Annotated in this window: 19 protein-coding genes; 11 read left to right on the top strand and 8 right to left on the bottom strand. The window is 70.0% G+C overall.

The window, feature by feature from the left end; all coding sequences use genetic code 11:
• The first annotated feature begins 163 nt into the window (after positions 1 to 163).
• The gene (locus FVA80_RS30950) at positions 164 to 937 is read left to right on the top strand and encodes an SbcC/MukB-like Walker B domain-containing protein (RefSeq protein ID WP_246692247.1); all 774 of its coding nucleotides are present in this window, start codon (positions 164 to 166) and stop codon (positions 935 to 937) included.
• 64 nt (positions 938 to 1,001) lie between these two features.
• Here the strand turns inward: FVA80_RS30950 and FVA80_RS03425 are convergent, their stop codons facing one another.
• Positions 1,002 to 1,274, bottom strand: a complete 273-nt coding sequence (locus FVA80_RS03425; protein ID WP_147909956.1) for a DUF1640 domain-containing protein — start codon at positions 1,272 to 1,274, stop codon at positions 1,002 to 1,004.
• A gap of 323 nt (positions 1,275 to 1,597) precedes the next feature.
• Positions 1,598 to 1,813 carry a hypothetical protein gene (locus tag FVA80_RS03420; protein WP_147909957.1) on the bottom strand — a complete coding sequence of 72 codons (216 nt, stop codon included), beginning with the start codon at positions 1,811 to 1,813 and terminating at the stop codon, positions 1,598 to 1,600.
• Positions 1,814 to 2,256: 443 nt separating this feature from the next.
• On the opposite strand from FVA80_RS03420, the gene FVA80_RS03415 reads away from it, so the two are divergent.
• From FVA80_RS03415 to FVA80_RS03405, 3 genes are read left to right on the top strand one after another with little or no spacing between them, the layout of a single operon-like run.
• Complete coding sequence (locus FVA80_RS03415) at positions 2,257 to 3,387, top strand: trypsin-like peptidase domain-containing protein (protein ID WP_147909958.1); 1,131 nt, start codon at positions 2,257 to 2,259, stop codon at positions 3,385 to 3,387.
• Positions 3,384 to 3,635, top strand: a complete 252-nt coding sequence (locus tag FVA80_RS03410) for a hypothetical protein (RefSeq protein ID WP_147909959.1) — start codon at positions 3,384 to 3,386, stop codon at positions 3,633 to 3,635. The genes FVA80_RS03415 and FVA80_RS03410 overlap by 4 nt, the downstream gene beginning before the upstream one ends.
• Before the next feature lie 15 nt (positions 3,636 to 3,650).
• The gene (locus tag FVA80_RS03405; RefSeq protein WP_147909960.1) at positions 3,651 to 4,397 is read left to right on the top strand and encodes a molecular chaperone DnaJ; all 747 of its coding nucleotides are present in this window, start codon (positions 3,651 to 3,653) and stop codon (positions 4,395 to 4,397) included.
• Between the two features lie 212 nt (positions 4,398 to 4,609).
• On the opposite strand, the gene FVA80_RS03400 is transcribed toward FVA80_RS03405, so the two are convergent.
• Positions 4,610 to 6,091 carry a D-alanyl-D-alanine carboxypeptidase gene (locus FVA80_RS03400; protein ID WP_147909961.1) on the bottom strand — a complete coding sequence of 494 codons (1,482 nt, stop codon included), beginning with the start codon at positions 6,089 to 6,091 and terminating at the stop codon, positions 4,610 to 4,612.
• 604 nt (positions 6,092 to 6,695) lie between these two features.
• Here FVA80_RS03400 and clpS point away from each other — a divergent pair.
• From clpS to FVA80_RS03380, 4 genes are all read left to right on the top strand, one after another.
• Positions 6,696 to 7,097 carry an ATP-dependent Clp protease adapter ClpS gene (gene clpS, locus FVA80_RS03395; protein ID WP_187193701.1) on the top strand — a complete coding sequence of 134 codons (402 nt, stop codon included), beginning with the start codon at positions 6,696 to 6,698 and terminating at the stop codon, positions 7,095 to 7,097.
• A 37-nt stretch (positions 7,098 to 7,134) separates the two neighbouring features.
• Positions 7,135 to 9,633, top strand: a complete 2,499-nt coding sequence (gene clpA / locus FVA80_RS03390; RefSeq protein WP_147909962.1) for an ATP-dependent Clp protease ATP-binding subunit ClpA — start codon at positions 7,135 to 7,137, stop codon at positions 9,631 to 9,633.
• Positions 9,634 to 9,724: 91 nt separating this feature from the next.
• Positions 9,725 to 10,006 (top strand): hypothetical protein, encoded by a 282-nt coding sequence (locus FVA80_RS03385; RefSeq protein ID WP_147909963.1) that lies wholly within the window; start codon positions 9,725 to 9,727, stop codon positions 10,004 to 10,006.
• A gap of 259 nt (positions 10,007 to 10,265) precedes the next feature.
• The gene (locus FVA80_RS03380) at positions 10,266 to 11,564 is read left to right on the top strand and encodes an NAD(P)/FAD-dependent oxidoreductase (RefSeq protein WP_147957778.1); all 1,299 of its coding nucleotides are present in this window, start codon (positions 10,266 to 10,268) and stop codon (positions 11,562 to 11,564) included.
• A 101-nt stretch (positions 11,565 to 11,665) separates the two neighbouring features.
• Here FVA80_RS03380 and FVA80_RS03375 read toward each other — a convergent pair whose 3' ends face one another.
• The 3 genes from FVA80_RS03375 to egtB all read right to left on the bottom strand — a co-directional run bounded on the left by FVA80_RS03375 (position 11,666) and on the right by egtB (position 15,076).
• The gene (locus tag FVA80_RS03375; protein ID WP_147905810.1) at positions 11,666 to 12,682 is read right to left on the bottom strand and encodes an adenylate/guanylate cyclase domain-containing protein; all 1,017 of its coding nucleotides are present in this window, start codon (positions 12,680 to 12,682) and stop codon (positions 11,666 to 11,668) included.
• A gap of 43 nt (positions 12,683 to 12,725) precedes the next feature.
• Positions 12,726 to 13,700 (bottom strand): L-histidine N(alpha)-methyltransferase, encoded by a 975-nt coding sequence (gene egtD, locus FVA80_RS03370; protein WP_147905809.1) that lies wholly within the window; start codon positions 13,698 to 13,700, stop codon positions 12,726 to 12,728.
• Between the two features lie 107 nt (positions 13,701 to 13,807).
• Complete coding sequence (egtB, locus tag FVA80_RS03365) at positions 13,808 to 15,076, bottom strand: ergothioneine biosynthesis protein EgtB (RefSeq protein ID WP_147905808.1); 1,269 nt, start codon at positions 15,074 to 15,076, stop codon at positions 13,808 to 13,810.
• A gap of 261 nt (positions 15,077 to 15,337) precedes the next feature.
• On the opposite strand from egtB, the gene murI reads away from it, so the two are divergent.
• Positions 15,338 to 16,213, top strand: coding sequence for a glutamate racemase (murI, locus tag FVA80_RS03360; protein ID WP_147905807.1), 876 nt, complete (start codon positions 15,338 to 15,340; stop codon positions 16,211 to 16,213).
• Between the two features lie 232 nt (positions 16,214 to 16,445).
• On the opposite strand, the gene FVA80_RS30300 is transcribed toward murI, so the two are convergent.
• Positions 16,446 to 16,610 (bottom strand): hypothetical protein, encoded by a 165-nt coding sequence (locus FVA80_RS30300; RefSeq protein ID WP_187193582.1) that lies wholly within the window; start codon positions 16,608 to 16,610, stop codon positions 16,446 to 16,448.
• A gap of 395 nt (positions 16,611 to 17,005) precedes the next feature.
• Between FVA80_RS30300 and FVA80_RS03355 the strand changes: the two genes are divergently transcribed.
• Together FVA80_RS03355 and FVA80_RS03350 are read left to right on the top strand one after the other, a co-directional pair.
• On the top strand, positions 17,006 to 17,218 hold the full coding sequence (locus FVA80_RS03355; RefSeq protein ID WP_147905806.1) for a hypothetical protein: 213 nt from the start codon (positions 17,006 to 17,008) through the stop codon (positions 17,216 to 17,218).
• 254 nt (positions 17,219 to 17,472) lie between these two features.
• Complete coding sequence (locus FVA80_RS03350; RefSeq protein WP_147905805.1) at positions 17,473 to 17,730, top strand: hypothetical protein; 258 nt, start codon at positions 17,473 to 17,475, stop codon at positions 17,728 to 17,730.
• A 92-nt stretch (positions 17,731 to 17,822) separates the two neighbouring features.
• Here FVA80_RS03350 and mqo read toward each other — a convergent pair whose 3' ends face one another.
• Positions 17,823 to 19,544, bottom strand: a complete 1,722-nt coding sequence (gene mqo / locus FVA80_RS03345; protein ID WP_147905804.1) for a malate dehydrogenase (quinone) — start codon at positions 19,542 to 19,544, stop codon at positions 17,823 to 17,825.
• Between the last annotated feature and the right edge of the window lie 340 nt (positions 19,545 to 19,884).

The following is a 19,884-nucleotide window of genomic DNA, read 5'->3' as shown; positions in this document are numbered from 1 at the left end:
GGCCTGCTCGGCCTGGCGGGTCGAGAATCCGCTGAACGCCGGCGACGCCCCGGCGATCGACGGCTACGCCTGGGTCTCCAAGGAATACGAGGCCGTCGAGGGCCACGAGCTGCGCCGCTACCGCGCCCAGGCCGAGCGGGCCGAGGTCGAGATGCGCCGGCTCATGACCGAGGATCTTCTCACCCGCCTGGCCGACCGGTTCGAGCGGGTCCATGCCCGGCTCGCCGCCCTGAACGAGCGGCTCTCGGCGCGCAGCTTCACCGGCCAGACCTACGCGTTCGAGGCGGCGGTGGACCGGCGCTACGCCGCCGTCCACGCCCTGGCCACCGAGACCGCCCGCTCCCCCGAGGCCGCGCAGGCGCTGCTGGCCGGCGAAACCGAGGGGCCGATGGCGGCGGCGCTGGAAGAGATCACCGCGCTGATCGCCGGCCAGGAGGATGCGGCCCGGCTCGCCGATTACCGCAACTACTTCGTGTACGAGATCGGCATGAAGGACGCGGCCGGCAACCGCACGACGATGTCGGCGCGGGCGCTGCGCGGGTCCGGCGGCGAGGCGCAGGCGCCGTTCTACGTGGCGATCGCGGCTTCGCTGGCGAGCGCCTACTATCCGGGCGACCGGCCCGGCGACGAGAATCCGGGCCTGGGCCTCTGTCTCCTCGACGAGGCGTTCTCCAAGCTCGACGTGCGCAACAGCCAGGCGCTGGTCGATCTCTACCGCGCCTGGGGATTGCAACTGCTGATCGCCGCCCCCGAGGACAAGCGCACAACGCTGACCGAGGTGATGGACACCATCGTCACCGTCTACAAGAGCCCGGATCTGACGTCGGTGCGGATCGAGGCCGAGCACCCGTTGGAGGCGGCGCGCCGGGCGCTGCACGCGATCAACCCGGAGCAGGTCGGGGTCGAGGGCTTCCGCCACTCGGACGCCGCGGAGTGAGCCGGCGGGGTACCGATTGCGATCCCCGATATCCCCGCTGTTCCTGAGCCGCGCCCAGGTTCGCTCAGTGCAGGCCCCGTGCCAGGGCCACGCTGCCGCCGACGATCACGAGCGCCCGGAACCCGATCGCGCCGAGCATCCATGTGACGATCTCGGCCTTCGTCTCGGCGAGGTCGGCCTTGTTGGCGAGCTGCAGCGCCTCGATCTCGGACTTGGTCGAGAGCCGCAGCGCCTCGATATCCGTCCGGACCGCGGCGATGTCGGTCTTGGTCGCCAGATCGTTCTGGATCGCCTCGGCGATGGCGTCGGCCAGACCTTCGGCCTGCTCCGAGGACATTTTGGCCTTGCCGCGGAGCGTGCGGACGAACCGCAGGGTGTCGAAAGCAACGGCGGTCGCGGACGCGGCTCGCACTCTTGAGAAGAGGCTGGCCTGAAGTGCAGCTTCAGGCTCCGTTCGTCCAGCATACGAACGGAGCTGGCGCACGGGCGACGTGACCTTGGCAGGATCGATCGACCGCCTCGCCGTCATCCGGCGGGCACGGCACGACCGGTCGGCAATTCGTCACGGCCCCGCCGATCGATCGGCGGGGCTCTGCGCTGCGAGGACCCCAGCAGGTCGATCCTCTTCGCGCAAAGCCACTTTGGATCCGCTGGAACCGGTCAGTTCAGATAGGTGCGGATCCAGTTCGGGGAGAGGATCTCGCCCTCCTCGGTGATGATCCAGGGCTGCTTGGCCGGATCGGTCAGGGCGCCCGCGGCGGCGGCGATCGCCTCGCGCAGGGTGCCGTACCGCTCGGGCTGGGCCAGCGGGGCGCTCGCCGGGGCCGTGCGCCAGATCGTGAGATCGGCCGGGCGTTCGAGAGCTTCGGTTTCCATGATGACTTGTCCTTCCGAACCGTTTTGGACCGTTCAGATCCCCGCCGCCCGGTCGAACCGGTGTGCCGCGGGATCCGAGAGGCTGAGCGTCAATGCAAGCATCTCTGCGGCAGCTTTGCGATCAATTTGGGCATTTCAGGCACCAGTATCTAGTCCTACTACGTAGGATAAGGTGCGGTGCCTTGTTCCATGCCCAAACCGGCCATGCCTGATCCGCCGTGAACTTGCGAGAATTGTGGCCACCGATTGATGACCATTCCGTTAGCCAATGCGCGCCAGTCTCCGAGGTGCGCCAGAACACGTCAGGGCCCCAGCGGAGACCGTGCTTCCCCTGTGTTGACGCCCCGATCCTGAACGCGCACTTAAGGCTTTCCCCGCGCGTGCTGCGCCGCTGCCCCGCCGCCGCCCCTTCGCTGCCTCGTCCTGACCTGGAGACCGCCCCCGTGCCGGATCGTACCGTGCGCATCGTGCTCGCCGCGGTCCTAATCCTGCTGGCGCTCTACGTCGCCCAACCCTACGTGCAGGCGCTGCTCTACGCGGCCGAGACGCCGCGGGCGGTGACCGCACGCGGCGATCTGGCCCAGTCCGAATCCGCCACGATCGCGCTGTTCGAGCGGGCGAGCCCCTCGGTCGTTCACGTCTTCGCGCGGAGCGCCGCGACCGGGCGCGACCTGCTCGACGCGGACGACGAGGGTGGCGAGCAGGGCGGCACGCAGACCGGCACCGGCTTCGTCTGGGACGGGGCCGGCCACGTCGTCACCAACACGCATGTCGTGCAGAACGCGGCGCAATCCGGCGGCTCGGTTTCGGTGCGGATGAGCGACGGAGAGGTGGTCTCCGCGACCCTGGTGGGGCTGGCGCCGTCCTACGACCTCGCGGTCCTGCGGCTCGGGCGGGTGGCCAAGATGCCGCCGCCCCTGGCGATCGGGACCTCGGCGGACCTGAAGGTCGGCCAGTCGACCTTCGCGATCGGCAACCCGTTCGGCCTCGACCACACCCTGACCACCGGCGTGATCAGCGCCGTGCGCCGGCGGATGCCGACCAGCGCCGGGCGTGAGCTATCCGGCGTCATCCAGACCGACGCGGCGATCAACCCCGGCAATTCCGGCGGCCCCCTGCTCGATTCCGCCGGCCGGCTGATCGGGGTCAACACCGCCATCGTCTCGCCCTCCGGGGCCAGCGCCGGCATCGGCTTCGCGATCCCGGTGGACGTGGTCAACCGCGTGGTCCCTGAGCTGATCCGGGTGGGGCGGGTGCGCAACCCCGGCATCGGCATCATCGCCGCCCAGGAGGCCGCCGCCGCCCGGCTGGGGATCGACGGCGTGGTGGTGCTGCGGGTCCTGCCCGGGTCGCCCGCGTCCCAGGCCGGCCTGCGCGGCGTCGACCCGCAATCCGGCGATCTCGGCGACGTGATCGTGGCGGCCGAGGACCGGCCGATCCGCCGGCTGGCCGACCTCACCGCGGCGATCGAGGAGGCCGGCCTCGGCGCGGCCATCAACCTGAAGGTCGTGCGCGGCGGCCGGATCCGGGAGGTCCGCATCACCACCGCGGATGTCGCGGAGAACCGCCGGTGAGGCGGCTGCCCGGCCTCGTGCTGCTCGTCCTGGTCTCCGCCGGCATCGCGCAGGCTGCCGAGACGCGGGTGCGGTCCCGCCTCTGTCCGGAGGACCTGCCGGAGGGTGTCCGCCTGCCGCCGCCGCCCGGCTGCGACGTTCCGGCCCACGCCCCGACGACGGCCCCGCGCGGGTTCTACGATCTGGGTGACGGCACCACGGTGCGGATCGGTGGCCGCGTCGGCGCCGAATTCGGCGCGCGGCGATAACGGCGGCGGTTCGCGATGGTGCTGTTTGCGGTCCTACTGGCCTGCGCCACGCTCTGGTGGCTCTCGAAGAACGGGGACGGCCTCGGCCGCCGGCTCGGGCGTGCCTTCGGCAAGGGCGTCGGCGCGGTGACCGGCGCGGTCCAGCCGCAGAAGCTCGGCGGCGCCTTCGCGCTCGCGGCGGCCGGGTTCCTGCTCCTGCACGGGAACCTCATCCTGGCGGCCCTGCTCGGCCTCAGCGGCATCTGGATGATCGAGGGGCAGGCCGCCATGACCGAGCGCCTCGCCCGCCTCGTCACGTCCCGGTTCGGCCCCGGGCTCCGGCACCGCACGTCCCTGCTCGATGTCCGCCTGCGTCCGGACGGCTCCATCCGCGACGGCCGGGTGATCGCCGGGCCCGGTGCCGGGGCCCGGCTCGACGCCCTGCCGGCCGAAATCCTGATCGCGCTGCTGCAGGTCTGCCGCGCACGCGATCCCGAGGGCGCGGCGCTGCTAGAGCCGTATCTCGACCGCCGGGCGCCCGGCTGGCGTGTAGACGCTGAGCGCGATCGAGACCCGCGGCCGGGACGCCCGGCGTATCCAGGGTCGATGACGCAGGAGGAGGCGCACCAGATCCTGGGGCTTCAGCGCGGGGCGACCGCTGAGCAGGTCCGGACGGCCCACAGGTCTCTGATGAAGCTCACCCACCCCGACCAGGGCGGAAGTGCCGACAGGGCGGCGCGGGTCAACGCGGCCCGGGACAGGCTTTTGAACCGACATCGCTGAACTCCACGCGCGTTGTCAGATGCTGACTGGTTCGCAGCCGCGGGCAAACACAGCCGCGGCTCCGCCGTGCCGGCGCGCCGGAGGGGCGCGCCGTCGATCGTCTAGAGCGTCGTCCCGGAAATCAGGGCCGGGACGACGCTCGAGGCCTCTGTCTCCGCATCATCTTGGTCCGAAAGCCGGAATCCACCTTTCGGGATGATGCTCAGGGTCGTTCAGCTGCGGGTCGCGAAGCAGCTGAAGCCGCTGCGCTTCAGGGCCGAGCACGCATCCTGCGCGGAATCCTGCTCGGCGAAGCCGGAGAAGCGGGCGCGGTACAGCGTGGTCCCGCCATGCTCGACCTTGACCGTGTAGGGCGCCGCCTTGGACAGGCTGCCGCCGGCCTTGGCGCGGGCCTCGGAGAGCATCGTGCGGGCCTTGGACTCGTCGTCCATGGCGCCGAGCTGGATCACCCAGGCGGTGGGGACGACGCGGGTCCCGGCGACGGCCTTGGGCGGCTCGTCGCGTTCCGCGGAGGCCATCCGGGCCGCGGTCTTGGACGCGCCCGGGAACGGTGCCTGGGCGCCGCTCGCGCCGGCATAGGCCTGCGCGGCTTTCGGGAGGGCCTGCGACACGCCCTGCGGACCGGGCTTCCAGGTGCCGCCCGGCGTCGTGGTCGAGCGCGAGGGCATGATGTCCAGGGGCTCGCCGGTGGTGCCGGTGGTCTCGACATCCTCGTCGTCGGCCGAGGCGACCTGGGTGCGGGTGCGCGAGACGGCGTCCGCCACCACGGCCGGGCGGGCCCGCTCGGCCATCTCGGTGACCGGCGCCGACTGGCGGACGCCGGCATAGGCCCGGGGCAGGTTGGCGCGGACGAGGTCGGCCATGATCCGGTCGCGGCTGCCGCCCGACTTGCCGCCGAGCACGATCGCCACGATCTGGCGGCCCTCGGACTTGGCCGCGGTCATCAGGTTGAAGCCGGAGTCGCGGGTGTAGCCGGTCTTGATGCCGTCCACGCCCTGGACGTTGCCGAGCAGGTGGTTGTGGTTGCCGATCACCCGGCCGCGGAACGCGAAGGCGCGGGTCTGGAAGTAGCGGTAATAGTGCGGGAACCGATCCTGGATGGCGCGGGCCAGGACGGTGAGGTCCCGGGCGGTGGTGAGCTGGTCGGGGTCCGGCAGGCCGGAGGCGTTGGCGTAGCGGGTCCGGCTCATGCCGAGCGCGTGCGCCTTGGCGGTCATCATCTGGGCGAAGCGCTCCTCGGAGCCGGCGATGTTCTCGCCGATCGCGCAGGCCACGTCGTTGGCCGACTTGGTGACGATCGCCTTGATCGCGTCCTCGACCGTGATGGTCTGGCCCGGGCGCAGGCCGAGCTTCGAGGGCGCCTGGGCGGCAGCGTGGGCCGACATGGTCAGCTCGGAATCGAGGGCGAACTTGCCGCGCTCCATCTGCTCGAACAGCATGTAGAGCGTCATGACCTTGGTGATCGAGGCCGGATGGCGCAGCGCGTCCTCGTTGACCGCGTGCAGAGTCTTCCCGCTCTTCACGTCCACCACCATGGCGGCGTAGGGCGGGTTGTAGCCGCCCCCTGACGCATGGTGATGGTGCCGCCCGCGGCGGGCTTCGGCCGGGGCGGCCAGGGCGGTCAGGACCGCGGCGGCGGCCAAGGCGGCCGGCAGCGCGGGGATCGTCCGGGGGCGGCCTACAACGCTACGCATCACGCCTGATTGCCTCGCGAGACCGGCATGCGCCGGTCGTATCTCTGGTGCTGGCCTGCGTTGATCGCGTGGCCCCGCTGCATCGGTTGAGAATTAGGCGGGTGCAGTTACAGGCCCGTTAATGCGAACCACTCGCGTTCCGAATCGCGCCGGTCCGGCCATGTCTTGACGATGGCGTATGCGACCCACACTCTTGGGTGAGATCCGGTTTCGTCATCGGTGTCGGCGCGCGGCGAGCCGGCCCGGCGGCGCCGAGGAGGCCGGCCATGCAACGATCCCCCGCCCTCCCCGCGTCTCACGACATTCCCCGGTCGGGAATCGGGTTTCGCGCGGTTCGATCCGGGCGCTGCGCGCCGACCCTGGCCCCGCCTGCCGGGCGCGTTCCGCGTGCCGACCTCGACAGGTCGGCATGAGCGGGTCGCAGGCGTCGCGCCGGGCGCAAGCTTTGCGGGGCGGACAAGTGCGCGCAGGCGTCTGGCGAAGTCGCTTCACGGTCTGTAGATTAATGTCCGCCGACCCGGACGCCGCTCCCGGCAGGGTCATGACGGGATCGGTATTGGGGGCCGGCGACGCCCGCTCCAATCGAGGGATCGGTTCGACGCACATGACACAGGTCCCCCTTCAGGGCACCGCGATATCGACGACGCTTCACGGGCCGGCGCGTTTGGCGATCACGGCCTCCGGTTCGCGCGCCCCGGGCGGCGACGACCGGTCCAACACCGCGATCATCACCCGCACCAAGCCGAAGACTAAGAAGCCAAGCCTGTACCGGGTACTCCTTCTGAACGACGATTATACGCCGATGGAATTCGTCGTGCTGGTCGTCGAACGCTTCTTCAACAAGAGTCACGAGGACGCCTACCACATCATGATGCACGTGCATCAGAACGGGGTCGGCGAGTGTGGGGTCTTCACCTACGAGGTGGCGGAGACCAAGGTGACGCAGGTCATGGACTTCGCGCGCAAACACCAACATCCTCTCCAGTGCGTTATGGAAAAGAAATAGGCGCCGTTCGCGGTAGGCACCCACACAGAGGCCAGCTTTGCCAAGCTTCTCACGCAGCCTAGAACAAGCCCTCCACCGAGCCCTGGCGCTCGCCGGCGAGCGACGGCACGAATACGCGACGCTGGAGCATCTCCTGCTCGCCCTTGTCGACGACCAGGACGCGGCCGCGGTCATGCGCGCCTGCAACGTCGAGATCGACACGCTGAAGCGCAGCCTGGTCGATTACGTGGACACCGAGCTCTCGAACCTGACCGGGGACGGGCGCCAAGACGCCAAGCCCACCGCCGGGTTCCAGCGGGTGATCCAGCGGGCGGTGATCCACGTCCAGTCCTCGGGCCGTGAGGAGGTGACCGGGGCCAACGTGCTGGTGGCGATCTTCGCCGAGCGCGAGAGCCACGCCGCCTACTTCCTGCAGGAGCAGGACATGACCCGCTACGACGCGGTCAACTACATCAGCCACGGCATCGCCAAGCGCCCCGGCGCGTCCGAGGCCAAGCCCGTGCGCGGCGCGGAAGAGGAAGGCGCCCCCGAGCGCCCGAGCGACGAGGGCGATCCCCGCGGCGGCGCGAAGAAGAAGGGCGACGCCCTCGACGCCTACTGCGTGAACCTCAACAAGAAGGCCCGGGACGGCAAGATCGACCCGCTGATCGGCCGCCACTCCGAGGTCGAGCGCACGATCCAGGTGCTCTGCCGCCGGCAGAAGAACAACCCGCTGCTGGTGGGCGACCCCGGCGTCGGCAAGACCGCGATCGCCGAAGGCCTGGCCCGCAAGATCATCCAGCACGAGGTGCCGGAGGTCCTGGCCGACGCGACCGTGTTCTCCCTCGACATGGGCACGCTGCTGGCCGGCACCCGCTACCGGGGCGACTTCGAGGAGCGCCTCAAGCAGGTGATGAAGGAGATCGAGGCGCACCCGAACGCGATCATGTTCATCGACGAGATCCACACGGTGATCGGTGCCGGTGCGACCTCGGGCGGCGCCATGGACGCGTCGAACCTGCTCAAGCCGGCGCTCGCCTCGGGCACGCTGCGCTGCATCGGCTCGACCACCTACAAGGAGTACCGCCAGTACTTCGAGAAGGACCGCGCCCTGGTGCGCCGGTTCCAGAAGATCGACGTCAACGAGCCGTCGATCCCGGACACGATCGAGATCGTGAAGGGCCTGCGCCCGTACTTCGAGGAGTTCCACAAGCTCAAGTACACGACCGAGGCCGTGAAGGCGGCGGTCGAGCTGTCGGCCCGCTACATCAACGACCGCAAGCTGCCCGATAAGGCGATCGACGTGATCGACGAGACCGGCGCGTCGCAGATGCTGGTGCCGGAGGCGCGTCGCAAGCGCACCATCGGCATCAAGGAGATCGAGGCGACCATCGCCACGATGGCCCGCATCCCGCCAAAGACCGTCTCGAAGGACGACGCGGTGGTGCTGCAGCACCTCACCGAGAACCTGAAGCGGGTGGTCTACGGCCAGCCGAACGCGATCGAGGCGCTGACCTCGGCGATCAAGCTCGCCCGGGCGGGCCTGCGCGATCCGGACAAGCCGATCGGCTCGTACCTGTTCGCGGGTCCGACCGGCGTCGGCAAGACCGAGGCCGCCAAGCAGCTCGCTTCCTCGCTCGGCGTCGAGATGCTGCGGTTCGACATGTCGGAATACATGGAGCGCCACACGGTCAGCCGCCTGATCGGCGCGCCCCCCGGCTATGTCGGCTTCGACCAGGGCGGCCTGCTCACCGACGGGATCGACCAGCACCCGCATTGCGTGCTGCTGCTCGACGAGATCGAGAAGGCCCACCCGGACCTGTTCAACATCCTGTTGCAGGTGATGGACCACGGCAAGCTGACCGACCACAACGGCAAGCAGGTCGATTTCCGCAACGTCATCATCATCATGACGACCAATGCCGGCGCCTCGGACCTGGCGAAGTCGGCCTACGGCTTCACCCAGACGAAGCGCACGGGTGACGACGTGGAGGCGATCAACAAGCTGTTCGCGCCGGAATTCCGCAACCGCCTCGACGCGATCATCTCGTTCGGCCACCTGCCGAAGGAGGTCGTGGCCAAGGTCGTGGACAAGTTCGTCCTCCAGCTCGAGGCGCAGCTCGCCGACCGCAACGTGACGATCGAGCTGTCCGACGAGGCGCGGGCGTGGCTGGTGGAGCACGGTTACGACGACGCCATGGGCGCCCGCCCGATGGCGCGTCTGATCCAGGCGACCATCAAGACGCCGCTGGCCGACGAGGTGCTGTTCGGCAAGCTCAAGGACGGCGGCGCCGTCCGGGTGGTGGTGCGCAAGCCGGAGGACGAGGAGGCCAAGGCCGGCGCCAAGGACAGCCTCGGCTTCGACTTCCCGGCCGGTCCGGTCACGCCGAAGCCGGAGGCGGACGTCACCAACGCGGCCAAGCGGCACAAGCGGGCCAAGCCCCGCGCGGCCACGCGCAAGAAGACCCCGAAGGACGACAAGGGCGGCGGTGGTGGCAGCGGCGGCTCGGGCGGCGGCGTCCGGACCGTGCCGAAGGTGCCACTGGTCCGCGCATAAGAGCCCTCACGCCGGCCGGCAGGCTTCCGGACCACGGCCTGCCGGTCTATGACCGCCGCGACGCGAACGCGCCGCGGCGAGGAGGCGCTTGATGACCGAAGATCTGCACGAGGGGCCTCTATCCCCCGTCACGCATCCTGCGCCTGCCCCGAAGCTGACCCGGCGCGAGGAGCGGCGCCGGCGCCGCCAGCGGCGTCGCCGCGGCGAGGAGGTGCTGGCCTGGGTGTTGGTGCCACTGATCTGCGTCGGGATCTTTCTCGGCGTGAATGCCGGCTTCGACTTCTTCGGCACCTCGCCCGGTCAGGTCTGGGACCAGCTGATGCAGGTCAAGACCATGATGGAGAAGCGGTCCGCCAACCCGGCCGCGCATTAGAGCCTCGGATCGGGCAACAGGATCGACGCCCTGCGTGCGGTCCTGGCCTCGCGGCGTCGGTGGCATTTAAGGCGGCATCTCCGTTTCCGCGATGATGCTCGGGGACGTCCAGACGGCATCACCCTTTGCCGGCCGCAGGCTCGCCTCCTTCGGGAAGATGCCGCGGCCCTGCCGCGCTTGCCGGTCCGCGATCTCGGTACAGGTATCCGGGATGAAGCCGGACTGATCCGGTTCAGAATGGCCCCCCAGCGGTGACGCCATGAGTCCGACCCGACGAACGATTTTGGCGGCTGCCGTGCTGGCGGCCCCGTCCGTGCGCGCCGCGACGCGGGGCGGCTCCGTGGCGGTCGTCGGCGCCGGGGCGGCCGGCCTGGCGGCGGCGTCGGCACTGCGCGCGGCCGGGCAGGACGTGGTGCTGGTCGAGGCCCGGGACCGGATCGGCGGCCGGGCTTTCACCGATCGGTCGCTCGGACCCGATTGCCGCTTCGATGCCGGCGCCGAGTACATCCACTGGGCCGAGCGCAACCCCTGGGCCCCCGTGGCCCGGGCATCGGGCGTGCGTTTCGCGCAGGAGAGCGGCTGGGCCCGGACGCTCATGATCGACGGCCGGCCGGCGACCGACGCGGAGAATGCGAGCCGCCGTGCGGGCTTCTCCGGGCTCGACGCGCTGCTGGCCCCCAAGGGGGGTGACACCTCGCTGGCCGAGGCCGCCCACGCTGGGGGCCCGAACGCCGAGGGTGCGGCGGCCGGCCTGAGCCGGCTCTCGCTCGGCGAGGATCCCGAGCGGGTCTCGGCGGTGGATTACGATCGCTTGTGGTCCGGGACCGACCTCTGGGTCGATGGCTACGGCGACCTCGTGGCGCGGCGCTTCGCCGACCTCCCGGTCCGGCTGAGCTGTCCGGTGCGGGCGATCGACTGGTCCGGCAAGACCGTCCGGATCGACACGGCCTGCGGCACGCTCGCGGTGGCGGCGGCAATCGTGACGGTGCCGGTCGGCGTGCTGAAAGAAGGGGCGATCCGGTTCACCCCGGGCCTGCCCGATGGCACTGCGGCGGCCCTGGATGGTCTGCACATGGGCGCCTACACCAAGATCGGCCTGCGGCTCGACCCTGCGAAGGTCGATCCGGCGGCTCTGGGCGACGCGGTGTCGGTGATCACCGGCGGCCCAACGGTGTATTTCGAGATGGGCCCGTTCGGCCGCGCCATCGCGGTGGCCAATCTCGGCGGCGACCTCGCCCGGGACCTGTGCCGCGCGGGCGAACCGGCCGCGATCGCCCTGGCCACCGAGCGCCTCGGCGCGATCCTGGGCGCGAAGGCGCAGGGCGCCGTCCTGGCCGGCCGCCTCGCCGGGTGGTGGACCGACCCGCACGCCCGCGGCTCGTATTCCATCGTCGAGCCCGGACACGCGGAGGCTCGCGAGCGCTTGCGCGATCCGGTCGGCGGGCGGGTGTTCTTCGCCGGCGAAGCGCTCGCCGGCGGCGGCGCCATGACGGTCGGCGGCGCCACCCTCGACGGTGAGCGCGCGGCCCAGGAAGTGCTGAAGGTCCTGGGCGCCTAGAGCATCGCCCCGAGAGGTGGCTGCCGGCTTTCGGAAGTCGACGATGCGCGAGCGCGGCGCGCAGAGTATCTGAGCCGGCAGCCGACGGTCCTGACGATGCCTTAAGCCGGCTTCCGGATCGCCGCCACGGCCAGCGGCTGTTCTCGGCCGCGCAGGGCGTGCGTGCCGAGATCCTCCGCCACGAGGTCGGGCGGCAGCGGGCCGATCCGGTCGAGCAGGTCGGCCGAGACCAGCACGTGCACGCCGAGGCTCTTGGACAGGCTCTCCAGCCGGGCTGTGGTGTTCACGACGTCGCCGAAATACGCGATCTTGTGGCGCTCCAGCCCGATCTCTGCGGTGACCACCGAGCCGCAATGCAGGGCGGCGCGGAATTCCGGGACCTGCCCGAACCGCTTCGTCCAGGCGTCGGCCTCGGCGGCGAGCTGCTCGGCGAAGGCGAAGACGCAGCGCAGGCAGGCCGCGTCGCGCGTGCCCCGCTCGATCGTCCAGGTGATTAGGGCCATGTCGCCGATGTAATCGTCGATCGAGCCCCGGAAGCGCGAGACCGGCGGCGCCAGGGCGTTGAACACCTGCCCCAGATAGGCCTGCGCCGCGCGGTCGCCGTGGCGGTCGGCGAAGCGGGTCGAGCCGGTGACATCGAGGAACAGGAAGATGCGCTCCTCGCTGATCGGCCGGTGGTAGCGGCCGATCAGCAGGTTGGCGAAGACGCCGGGACCGATCAGGTCGCGCACCCGGAACACGAACACCACGAGGACCGAGATCGCGAGCCCGTAGAGCAGGCCGGATTCGGTCATCAGCATCGCGTTCCGCTCGCTGTACATGAAGCGGAACAGGCGGTTCAGCACCGTGCTGGCGACCGCGTTGCCGGCCACGATCAGGGCGATGTAGAGCGCCACGGTGGAAAGCAGGAACAGCGGCGTCGCCAGCTGGCGCAAGCGCTCCCGCATCTGCCGCCACAGCAGCCCGCGCTCGTAGAGCAGGATCGGCGCCCCGATGATCGCGCCCCGGATCGCCGAGCCCAGCAGCGGGCCGACCGCGAACAGCGATCCGTAGAGCAGGCCGGCCAGGGCGCCGAGCCCCGGCGCCACGAGGTAGAACCAGCGCGGGCTGAAACGCATCCGGCCGTCCTTCACCCCACGTGCCGGCTTGACGCGCCGGGGTTCAATCCTGCCGGAGGGCGTGGACCGAGAACAGCCCCTCCGGATCGGTCCAGACCTGGATCCAGGTCCAGCCGGCCCGCTCCACCAGGGCTCGGAAGGTCTCGACCGTGTACTTGTAGCTGCTCTCGGTGTGGATCGTCTCGCCGGCCGCGAACGCGAAGGTCTCGGAGCCGATTCCGACATCCTGCGCGCGCTGCGAGACCAGATGCATCTCGATCCGTGAGGGCCCCGGGTTGAACACCGCCCGGTGCGCGAAGGCGCCGAGATCGAAGCGGCCGGCGAGCTCCCGGTTGATCCGGGTCAGGAGGTTGAGGTTGAACGCAGCCGTTACGCCTGCTGCATCCGCGTAGGCGTTCTCCAGGATCGCGGTATCCTTCACGAGGTCGACGCCCACGATCATGTGGGCGCCCTTCCCCAGGATGCGCCCGAACCGCCGCAGCAGGTCCTCGGCCTCGGCGGGCTCGAAGTTGCCGATGGTCGAGCCCGGGAAGAAGCCGGCCCGGGGCATGCCCGCGAGGCTCGCGGGCAGGTCGAAGTCGCGGGTGAAGTCGGCCGCCACCGGCTCGACCCGCAGATGCGGGAAGTCGCTGCTCAGCACGTCCGCCTGCGCCCGCAGGAACTCGGCCGAGACGTCCACCGGCACGTAGGCCGCGAGCTTGTCGAGGTGGCGCAGCAGACGGCGCAGCTTGATGGTCGAGCCGCTGCCGAACTCGACGAGCGCGGCCTTGGCCGGCAGCAGCGCGGCCATCTCGGGGCCGCTGCGGTCGAGGATCCCGACCTCCGTGCGGGTCGGGTAGTATTCCGGCAACCGCGTGATCGCCTCGAACAGGTCCGAGCCGGCGGTGTCGTAGAAGTACTTCGGCGCGAGTGCCTTCTGCGGGCGGGACAGGCCGTCCCGCACATCGGCCAGGAAGGCCAGTTCGGGCGTGTCCAGGGCGACCGGGGCCGCGTCGGGGAAGCTGGGCTTGACGGTCAAGGGCGACTCCGGGGCGCTTGGAGCGCTCGCGGCCGACGGGGATACCGGTTCGGCGTCGGCGAGCGTTTCGAATCGAGGATTGAGGCCGTTCGCGATCGGGAACGGCCCTAGGCGGCGTCGGTGAGGCGCAGGCCGGTGAACTGCCAACGCTGATGCGGATAGAAGAAGTTGCGGTACGGCAGCCGGGCGTGGCCCTCCGGCGTCGCCACCGACGAGCCGCGCAGCACGAACTGGCTGACCATGAACTTGCCGTTGTATTCGCCCAGGGCCCCCGGCAACGGCCGGTAGCCCGGATAGGCGGTGTAGGCGCTGCGGGTCCATTGCCAGACGAGGCCGAACGCGTCCGGCAGGGCGCCGTCCCGCGCCGCCACCTCCCACTCGAACTCGGTCGGCAGGCTGCGACCGGCCCACCGGGCATAGGCGTCGGCTTCGTAGTAGCTGAGATGGGTGACCGGCGCGTCGAGATCCACCGGCCGCACGCCGCCGAGCGTCATGGTCGCCCAGCCGTCGCCGTCCCGGCGCCAGTAGCCCGGCGCCTCCCAGCCCTCGGCCTGGCCGGCGTACCAGCCGTCGGAGAGCCATAATTCCGGCTTGGCGTAGCCCCCCGCCGCCATGAAGGCGAGCCATTCGCGGTTGGTGACCAGCGCCCTGTCGATCCGGCCGGGCAGGATCAGCGCCTCGTGGCGGGGCGATTCGTTGTCGAACGAAAACCCGTCTCCGGTATGCCCGATCCAGGCGATGCCGCGGGCGAGCGGGGCCTGACCCGTCTGCCCGGAGGCGGCCGGGAAGCGCCAGCCGGCATCGTAGACCGGCCCGAGGGGGTTCTGCGCGAAGGCGTGCAGAATGTCGGTGAGCAGAAGCTCCTGATGCTGCTGCTCGTGGTACAGCCCGATCTCGAGGATCGGCAGCACGGCCTCCAGGGCGCTTTCCGAGGCCTGGCCGAGCAGCGACTCCACCGCGCGGTCGATATGCGCCCGATAGGCCGTGACCTCGTCCATGGTCGGCCGGGTGATCATGCCCCGCTGGATGCGCGGCTGTCGCGGGCCGGCCGCCACGTAGTACGAGTTGAACAGGTAGTGCAGGCGCTCGTCGAAGATGGCGTAGCCCGGCAGGTGCTCCCGCAGCAGGAACTGCTCGAAGAACCACGACACGTGCGCCCGGTGCCACTTGGTCGGGCTGGCATCGGCCATCGACTGGACCTGCTGGTCCTCCGCCGAGAGCGGCGCGGCGCGGCGCTCGGTCTCGCTGCGCACGAAACGGAATGCGGCGATCCAGGCGGCGCGGTCGATCGGCCGGGCGGTCACGGCCGGGGGCGGGAAAGCCGCAGCCGGTTGCGCGCGCGTGTCGCCGGAGCGGAGTGCCGCCGTGGCTGCCATGCGGATCTTCCCTTATTCGCGTCTCTGCTGGGATCGTCTCATCGACGCTCAGCTTGGTCGCAGAAGATATGTCCCCGCGGTGGTCAGACAACCTCCGCTCGTGATTCCGCCTGCGCCCGGGTCGTTCGCCTCATTCGCCGCCGGGGACGCGGGGGTTAACGGGGAGAACTTGAAATCGCGGGTCTTTCTTGCGCCGCAGTGAGGAGGTTTTAACCCTCGACACCGAGATTCGAGGCGCTGAGTGCGGAGTCCAGAATTTCCATGCGGATCGATCTGATGGCCGGGGCGAGCTTGTCCCCCGCGGCGTTCCGCCCGTCACCGGAGCCGACCATCCTGGTGTTCGATTCCGGCCTGGGCGGCCTGACGGTCCTCGATGCGGTGCGCCGCGCGCGGCCGGACGGTCGCTACGTCTATGCCGGCGACGATGCCGCCTTCCCGTACGGGCGGCTCGGCGAGGCGACGCTCGTGGCCCGGGTGCTCGCGGTGATGGAGCAGCTCGTCGCGACGCACCGGCCGGACCTGGTGGTCATCGCCTGCAACACCGCCTCGACCCTGGTCCTGCCGGCCCTGCGCCAGCGCTTCGCGACGCCGTTCGTCGGCGTGGTGCCGCCGATCAAGCCCGCCGCTGCGGCGACCCGCTCGGGCCTCATCACGCTGCTGGCCACGCCCGGCACGGTGGCACGCTCCTACACGCACGACCTGATCGCGACCTATGCCGGATCCTGCGCGGTGACGCTGGTCGGCTCGCCGAACCTCGCGGGCTTCGCCGAGGCCGAACTGGCCGGCGCACCGATCGACGATGCCGCCCTGGCGGCCGAGATCGCGCCCTGCTTCGTCGCCGAGGCTGACGGACGGCGCACCGACGTGGTCTGCCTCGCCTGCACCCACTACCCGCTGCTGCTGCCGCGCCTCGAAGCGCTGGCGCCCTGGCCGGTGACCTGGATCGATCCGGCGCCCGCCATCGCCCGGCGCGTGATCCAGCTGATCGGCCCGGCCCGGCGGGATGCCGACCATGACGGGGCCGTGCATGGCGCCTTTACGGCCGGCACCTGCCTGACCGGCCCATTGCGCGCCTCCCTCGCCGCCCGCGGGATCGGCGAGGTCGCCGTCGAGGCGATGCCGCTGGCGATGCAGTAGGCGGCGCCGACCCAGCCGGGCCCCGACGGGCCGCGGCTTCTCCCGCCGGCTCCATCCGGAAGCCGGCGGCCATCCTGCGAAATGATACTCCAGGTCCGGCCCTGGGCCGCCGCGTCCGGGCCTGCCGCGGATCCGCCTCGGACGGAGCCCACGGCCTTCGCCCCGCCGACGAGGCCGCCGGTCCGCCGTCCAGCCGTGCCGAACGAGAGAGACGGCGACTGGGACGGGTGCGTCAGCGCAGCGCTGCGGTGCTTGCGGGTCTGTCGAGGGCTTCGGCCTCGGCGGGGACGACCAGATGGACGAAGAGCATCCCGGCGGCGACGATCAGCGCCAGCGCCAGGATCCGCCACAGCTCCATGATCGGCTCTTGCGGTGTCGTGTCGGTCTTGCGCGGCATCGGTCTCGGATCCCTGTTGTGTGATCTGTCCTGTGGGCCGGTCCCTGGCCCGTCGCGGGTGGCGTGGTCCACCGAAGGCTTGCCTGGCCTTGGTGGCGTAAAGTGGACACCCGCAGGATGAACGCTTCGTAAAATTTGCAACCACGGTCGCCGAAGCGGGTGGAGCGCGGCGTTGGGGTGGGGATCGGGGGTATCGGGCGCTGCCGCGCGCTCCGGCCTTGGCCAGGCTCGCGGGGATCGCCGCAGCGGAAATGGCCCGCCGCAAGGGTTGCACACCGCAAAGCCACCCGCGGCGATACTGATAAGTGTGCAAAATAATCTGCGCAGTCTAGCTTCTGCCGCAATTTCGATCAGACTTCAGGCCTATAAAAGGAAATACCGGCGGGAAGGACCAGATGTTCGAGAGTCTTTTCTGGGGTGCCGCGATCATGGCGCTGGTCGGATCGGCCGCTCTGGTGGCCATCGGTGCGGCGGTGCAGCCCCGGATCATCCAGAAGGATGAGGTCGGATCCGGCATCCTCGACTCGCGCAGGACGTTCGGACGCAAGCGGCGCTGGCGCCGTCCGTCCCGGGTGACGCGCCGCCTCGGCTGGCTGCCGCTGCGCTAGACGCCTGGGCCGCATCGCCTTTTCCCGAACGCCTCGGCCCCGTCCGGAACCGCCCTCGGTCCTCGATCCGACGCGCTTGCTTTCCCCGAACCGGTATCGATCCCGGCCGCGAGCGCCCCAGAAGGCCGGCTTTACCAAGCTGGATACTAAACCTGTCTGCACCAAAGACGTACATCTGACGTTGCTGCCGCGGATGCTAAGATCCGATGACTGCGCAATAGCGTTCCCACAGCAGTGCAAAGGGCTCAAGACTGATGAGCGTGCGTCAAATCTGCGATCAGGTGCGGGTGACCGAGCAGGCCTTCACCGCGGCCCTCGGGGCCATGAAGGCGACGGGGCTGCGCGAGGCGTTGACCCGGGAGCTTCAGGAGATGGAATCCGCGGAGATCGAGGCCGGACAGGACGCCGGCTCGGCCCGCTCGGCCTCGTGGAAGCGGGTCAAGATGCTGCACGGCCTCGGTTATCCGGTGGATTTCGGCTGGCTGCACATCGCGCACGGCGCCACCCGGTAGAGCTCCCTGTCCGAAACCGATCCCGGAGGGACTGCGAAACGCCGCCGGCCCCGGGCCCCGTGCGTCCGCACGAGGCCCGGGAGAGACCGCGCTCAGGGCGCGAGGTCGTGGACCGGCGCCGGGACCGGCGTGTCGCTGCTGTTCAGCACGGTGCTGCTCGCCGGCACGGGCTTGAGCGCTGCCGTGTCGATCCGGGGCGGCGCCGGCAGCTGCAGCTGCTCGCTGGTGTAGGCCCATTCCTCGGCGACCCGGGCGGGGTCATCGTTGAGCGTCGTGCCGTAGCTCGGGACGATCTGCCGGATCTTCGCCTGCCACTCGGGCGTGGCGACGTTCTTGGCGAACACCTTCTCCAGCACCTGCAGCATGATCGGCGCCGCCGTCGAAGCACCCGGCGAGGCACCCAGCAGGGCGGCGATGCTGCCGTCCTTGGCGTTGACGATTTCGGTGCCGAGCTTCAGCACGCCGCCCTTGTTCGGGTCGCGCTTGATGATCTGCACGCGCTGACCCGCCTGCCACAGGCGCCACTCCCCCTTCTTGGCCTTCGGGAAGTATTCGCGCAGGGCCGCGATCCGGTCGTCGTCCGACAGCATGAGCTGGCCGGCCAGGTACTCGACCAGCGGATACTCGTCCAGGCCGACCCGGACCATCGGCCAGATGTTGCTGGTCGTGGTCGAGCTGAGGAGGTCGAGATACGAGCCCTCCTTCAGGAACTTGGTCGAGAAGGTCGCGAACGGTCCGAACAGGATCACGCGCTTGCCGCCGAGCACCCGCGTGTCCAGGTGCGGCACCGACATCGGGGGCGAGCCGACCGACGCCTTGCCGTAGGCCTTGGCGAGGTGCAGCGTCGCGACGTCCGGGTTCTCGTTGATCAGGAACGAGCCGCCGACCGGGAAGCCGGCGTAATCCTCGCCCTCCGGGATGCCCGATTTCTGCAGCAGGTGCAGGGCGCCGCCGCCGGCGCCGATGAACACGAACTTGGCGTCGACGCTGCGCCGCGACCCATCCTTCACGCTGCGCGACGTCACCCGCCAGGAGCCGTCGGCGTTCTTGGCGATGCCCTCGACCTCGGTGGAGAGGCTCAGCTTGAAAGTCGGCTGGCCCTGCAGGTGGGCGACGTACTGGCGGGTGACCTCGCCCCACTCGACATCGGTGCCGAGCGGCGACCAGGTGGCGGCCACCTTCTGGGCCGGGTCGCGCCCCTCCATCATCAGGGGCACCCATGTCTTGAGCTGCTCCGGATCGGTCGAGAATTCCATGCCGGCAAACAGCGGGCTGGCCTTCAGGGCCTCCCAGCGCTTCCGCAGGTAGGCGATGTTGTCGTCGCCCCAGACGAAGCTCATGTGCGGGGTGTAGTTGATGAAGGCGTGGGGGTTCTTCAGCACCCCGGCCTTGACCAGCGAGGCCATGAACTGGCGCGTGACCTGGAACGCCTCGTTGATCTCTACCGCTTTGGCGATCTCGACCTGGCCGTTCTTCTTCTCCGGGGTGTAGTTCAGCTCCGCCAGCGCCGAGTGCCCGGTGCCGGCGTTGTTCCAGCCGTTCGAGCTCTCGAGGGCGACCTGATCCAGGCGCTCGACCATCTGGATCGACCACGTGGGCTCGAGCTGGTTCAGCCACACGCCGAGCGTCGCGCTCATGATGCCGCCGCCGATCAGCAGCACGTCGACCTTGGTGTCGGCGCTGTCGGCGAACGCGAGGGCGCTCGGCAGCGAGGCCGCGGCGAGCCCGGTGGCCGCCGTCCCGAGGAGCTGCCGCCGGCTGACGGCGAGCGTGTCGCGCGGGGATCGGGGCTTGTTGGTGTCGTCGGCACGCATCGCCACATCTCATCGGTTGAGGGCCGGGCATGCACGGCTGGCACGTCCCGGCACAGAAGGCGTCGGATCGATGCGACGGGAGCCCCGCGCATCCAGCCTTCCGGAACGTTCCCCCGCGGATGATGCGGCACGCAGCGCGTGATCGATCGTGTGCGATCGTTTCTTGTCTTGTGCGCCGTCGATGCTTCCGAAGACAGCTTCCGGAAGTGCAGGGCCGGATAGAAGCGTCTTTTCCCAGTCGATGGCCGGGTTCGACGTGGCAGCGCCGAATAGAGCCAAGACCCGATCCGGAGGTCGTGCGGTGATCGGCGAGTCTCGACGGTGAAAAGACGCCGGCCGA

The organism is Methylobacterium sp. WL1, from assembly GCF_008000895.1.
Classification (GTDB): Bacteria; Pseudomonadota; Alphaproteobacteria; order Rhizobiales; family Beijerinckiaceae; genus Methylobacterium.
This window is presented reverse-complemented; position numbering and strand designations above follow the sequence as displayed.

What these genes read in the sequence shown, in the direction of transcription:
- FVA80_RS30950 (WP_246692247.1), top strand. Translation starts at nt 164, where the DNA reads ATGACCGAGGATCTTCTCACCCGCCTGGCCGACCGGTTCGAGCGGGTC.
- FVA80_RS03425 (WP_147909956.1), bottom strand. Translation starts at nt 1,274, where the DNA reads ATGTCCTCGGAGCAGGCCGAAGGTCTGGCCGACGCCATCGCCGAGGCG.
- FVA80_RS03420 (WP_147909957.1), bottom strand. Translation starts at nt 1,813, where the DNA reads ATGGAAACCGAAGCTCTCGAACGCCCGGCCGATCTCACGATCTGGCGC.
- FVA80_RS03405 (WP_147909960.1), top strand. Translation starts at nt 3,651, where the DNA reads ATGGTGCTGTTTGCGGTCCTACTGGCCTGCGCCACGCTCTGGTGGCTC.
- FVA80_RS03400 (WP_147909961.1), bottom strand. Translation starts at nt 6,091, where the DNA reads ATGCGTAGCGTTGTAGGCCGCCCCCGGACGATCCCCGCGCTGCCGGCC.
- clpS (WP_187193701.1), top strand. Translation starts at nt 6,696, where the DNA reads ATGACACAGGTCCCCCTTCAGGGCACCGCGATATCGACGACGCTTCAC.
- FVA80_RS03385 (WP_147909963.1), top strand. Translation starts at nt 9,725, where the DNA reads ATGACCGAAGATCTGCACGAGGGGCCTCTATCCCCCGTCACGCATCCT.
- FVA80_RS03380 (WP_147957778.1), top strand. Translation starts at nt 10,266, where the DNA reads ATGAGTCCGACCCGACGAACGATTTTGGCGGCTGCCGTGCTGGCGGCC.
- FVA80_RS03375 (WP_147905810.1), bottom strand. Translation starts at nt 12,682, where the DNA reads ATGCGTTTCAGCCCGCGCTGGTTCTACCTCGTGGCGCCGGGGCTCGGC.
- egtB (WP_147905808.1), bottom strand. Translation starts at nt 15,076, where the DNA reads ATGGCAGCCACGGCGGCACTCCGCTCCGGCGACACGCGCGCGCAACCG.
- murI (WP_147905807.1), top strand. Translation starts at nt 15,338, where the DNA reads ATGCGGATCGATCTGATGGCCGGGGCGAGCTTGTCCCCCGCGGCGTTC.
- FVA80_RS30300 (WP_187193582.1), bottom strand. Translation starts at nt 16,610, where the DNA reads ATGCCGCGCAAGACCGACACGACACCGCAAGAGCCGATCATGGAGCTG.
- FVA80_RS03355 (WP_147905806.1), top strand. Translation starts at nt 17,006, where the DNA reads ATGTTCGAGAGTCTTTTCTGGGGTGCCGCGATCATGGCGCTGGTCGGA.
- FVA80_RS03350 (WP_147905805.1), top strand. Translation starts at nt 17,473, where the DNA reads ATGAGCGTGCGTCAAATCTGCGATCAGGTGCGGGTGACCGAGCAGGCC.
- mqo (WP_147905804.1), bottom strand. Translation starts at nt 19,544, where the DNA reads ATGCGTGCCGACGACACCAACAAGCCCCGATCCCCGCGCGACACGCTC.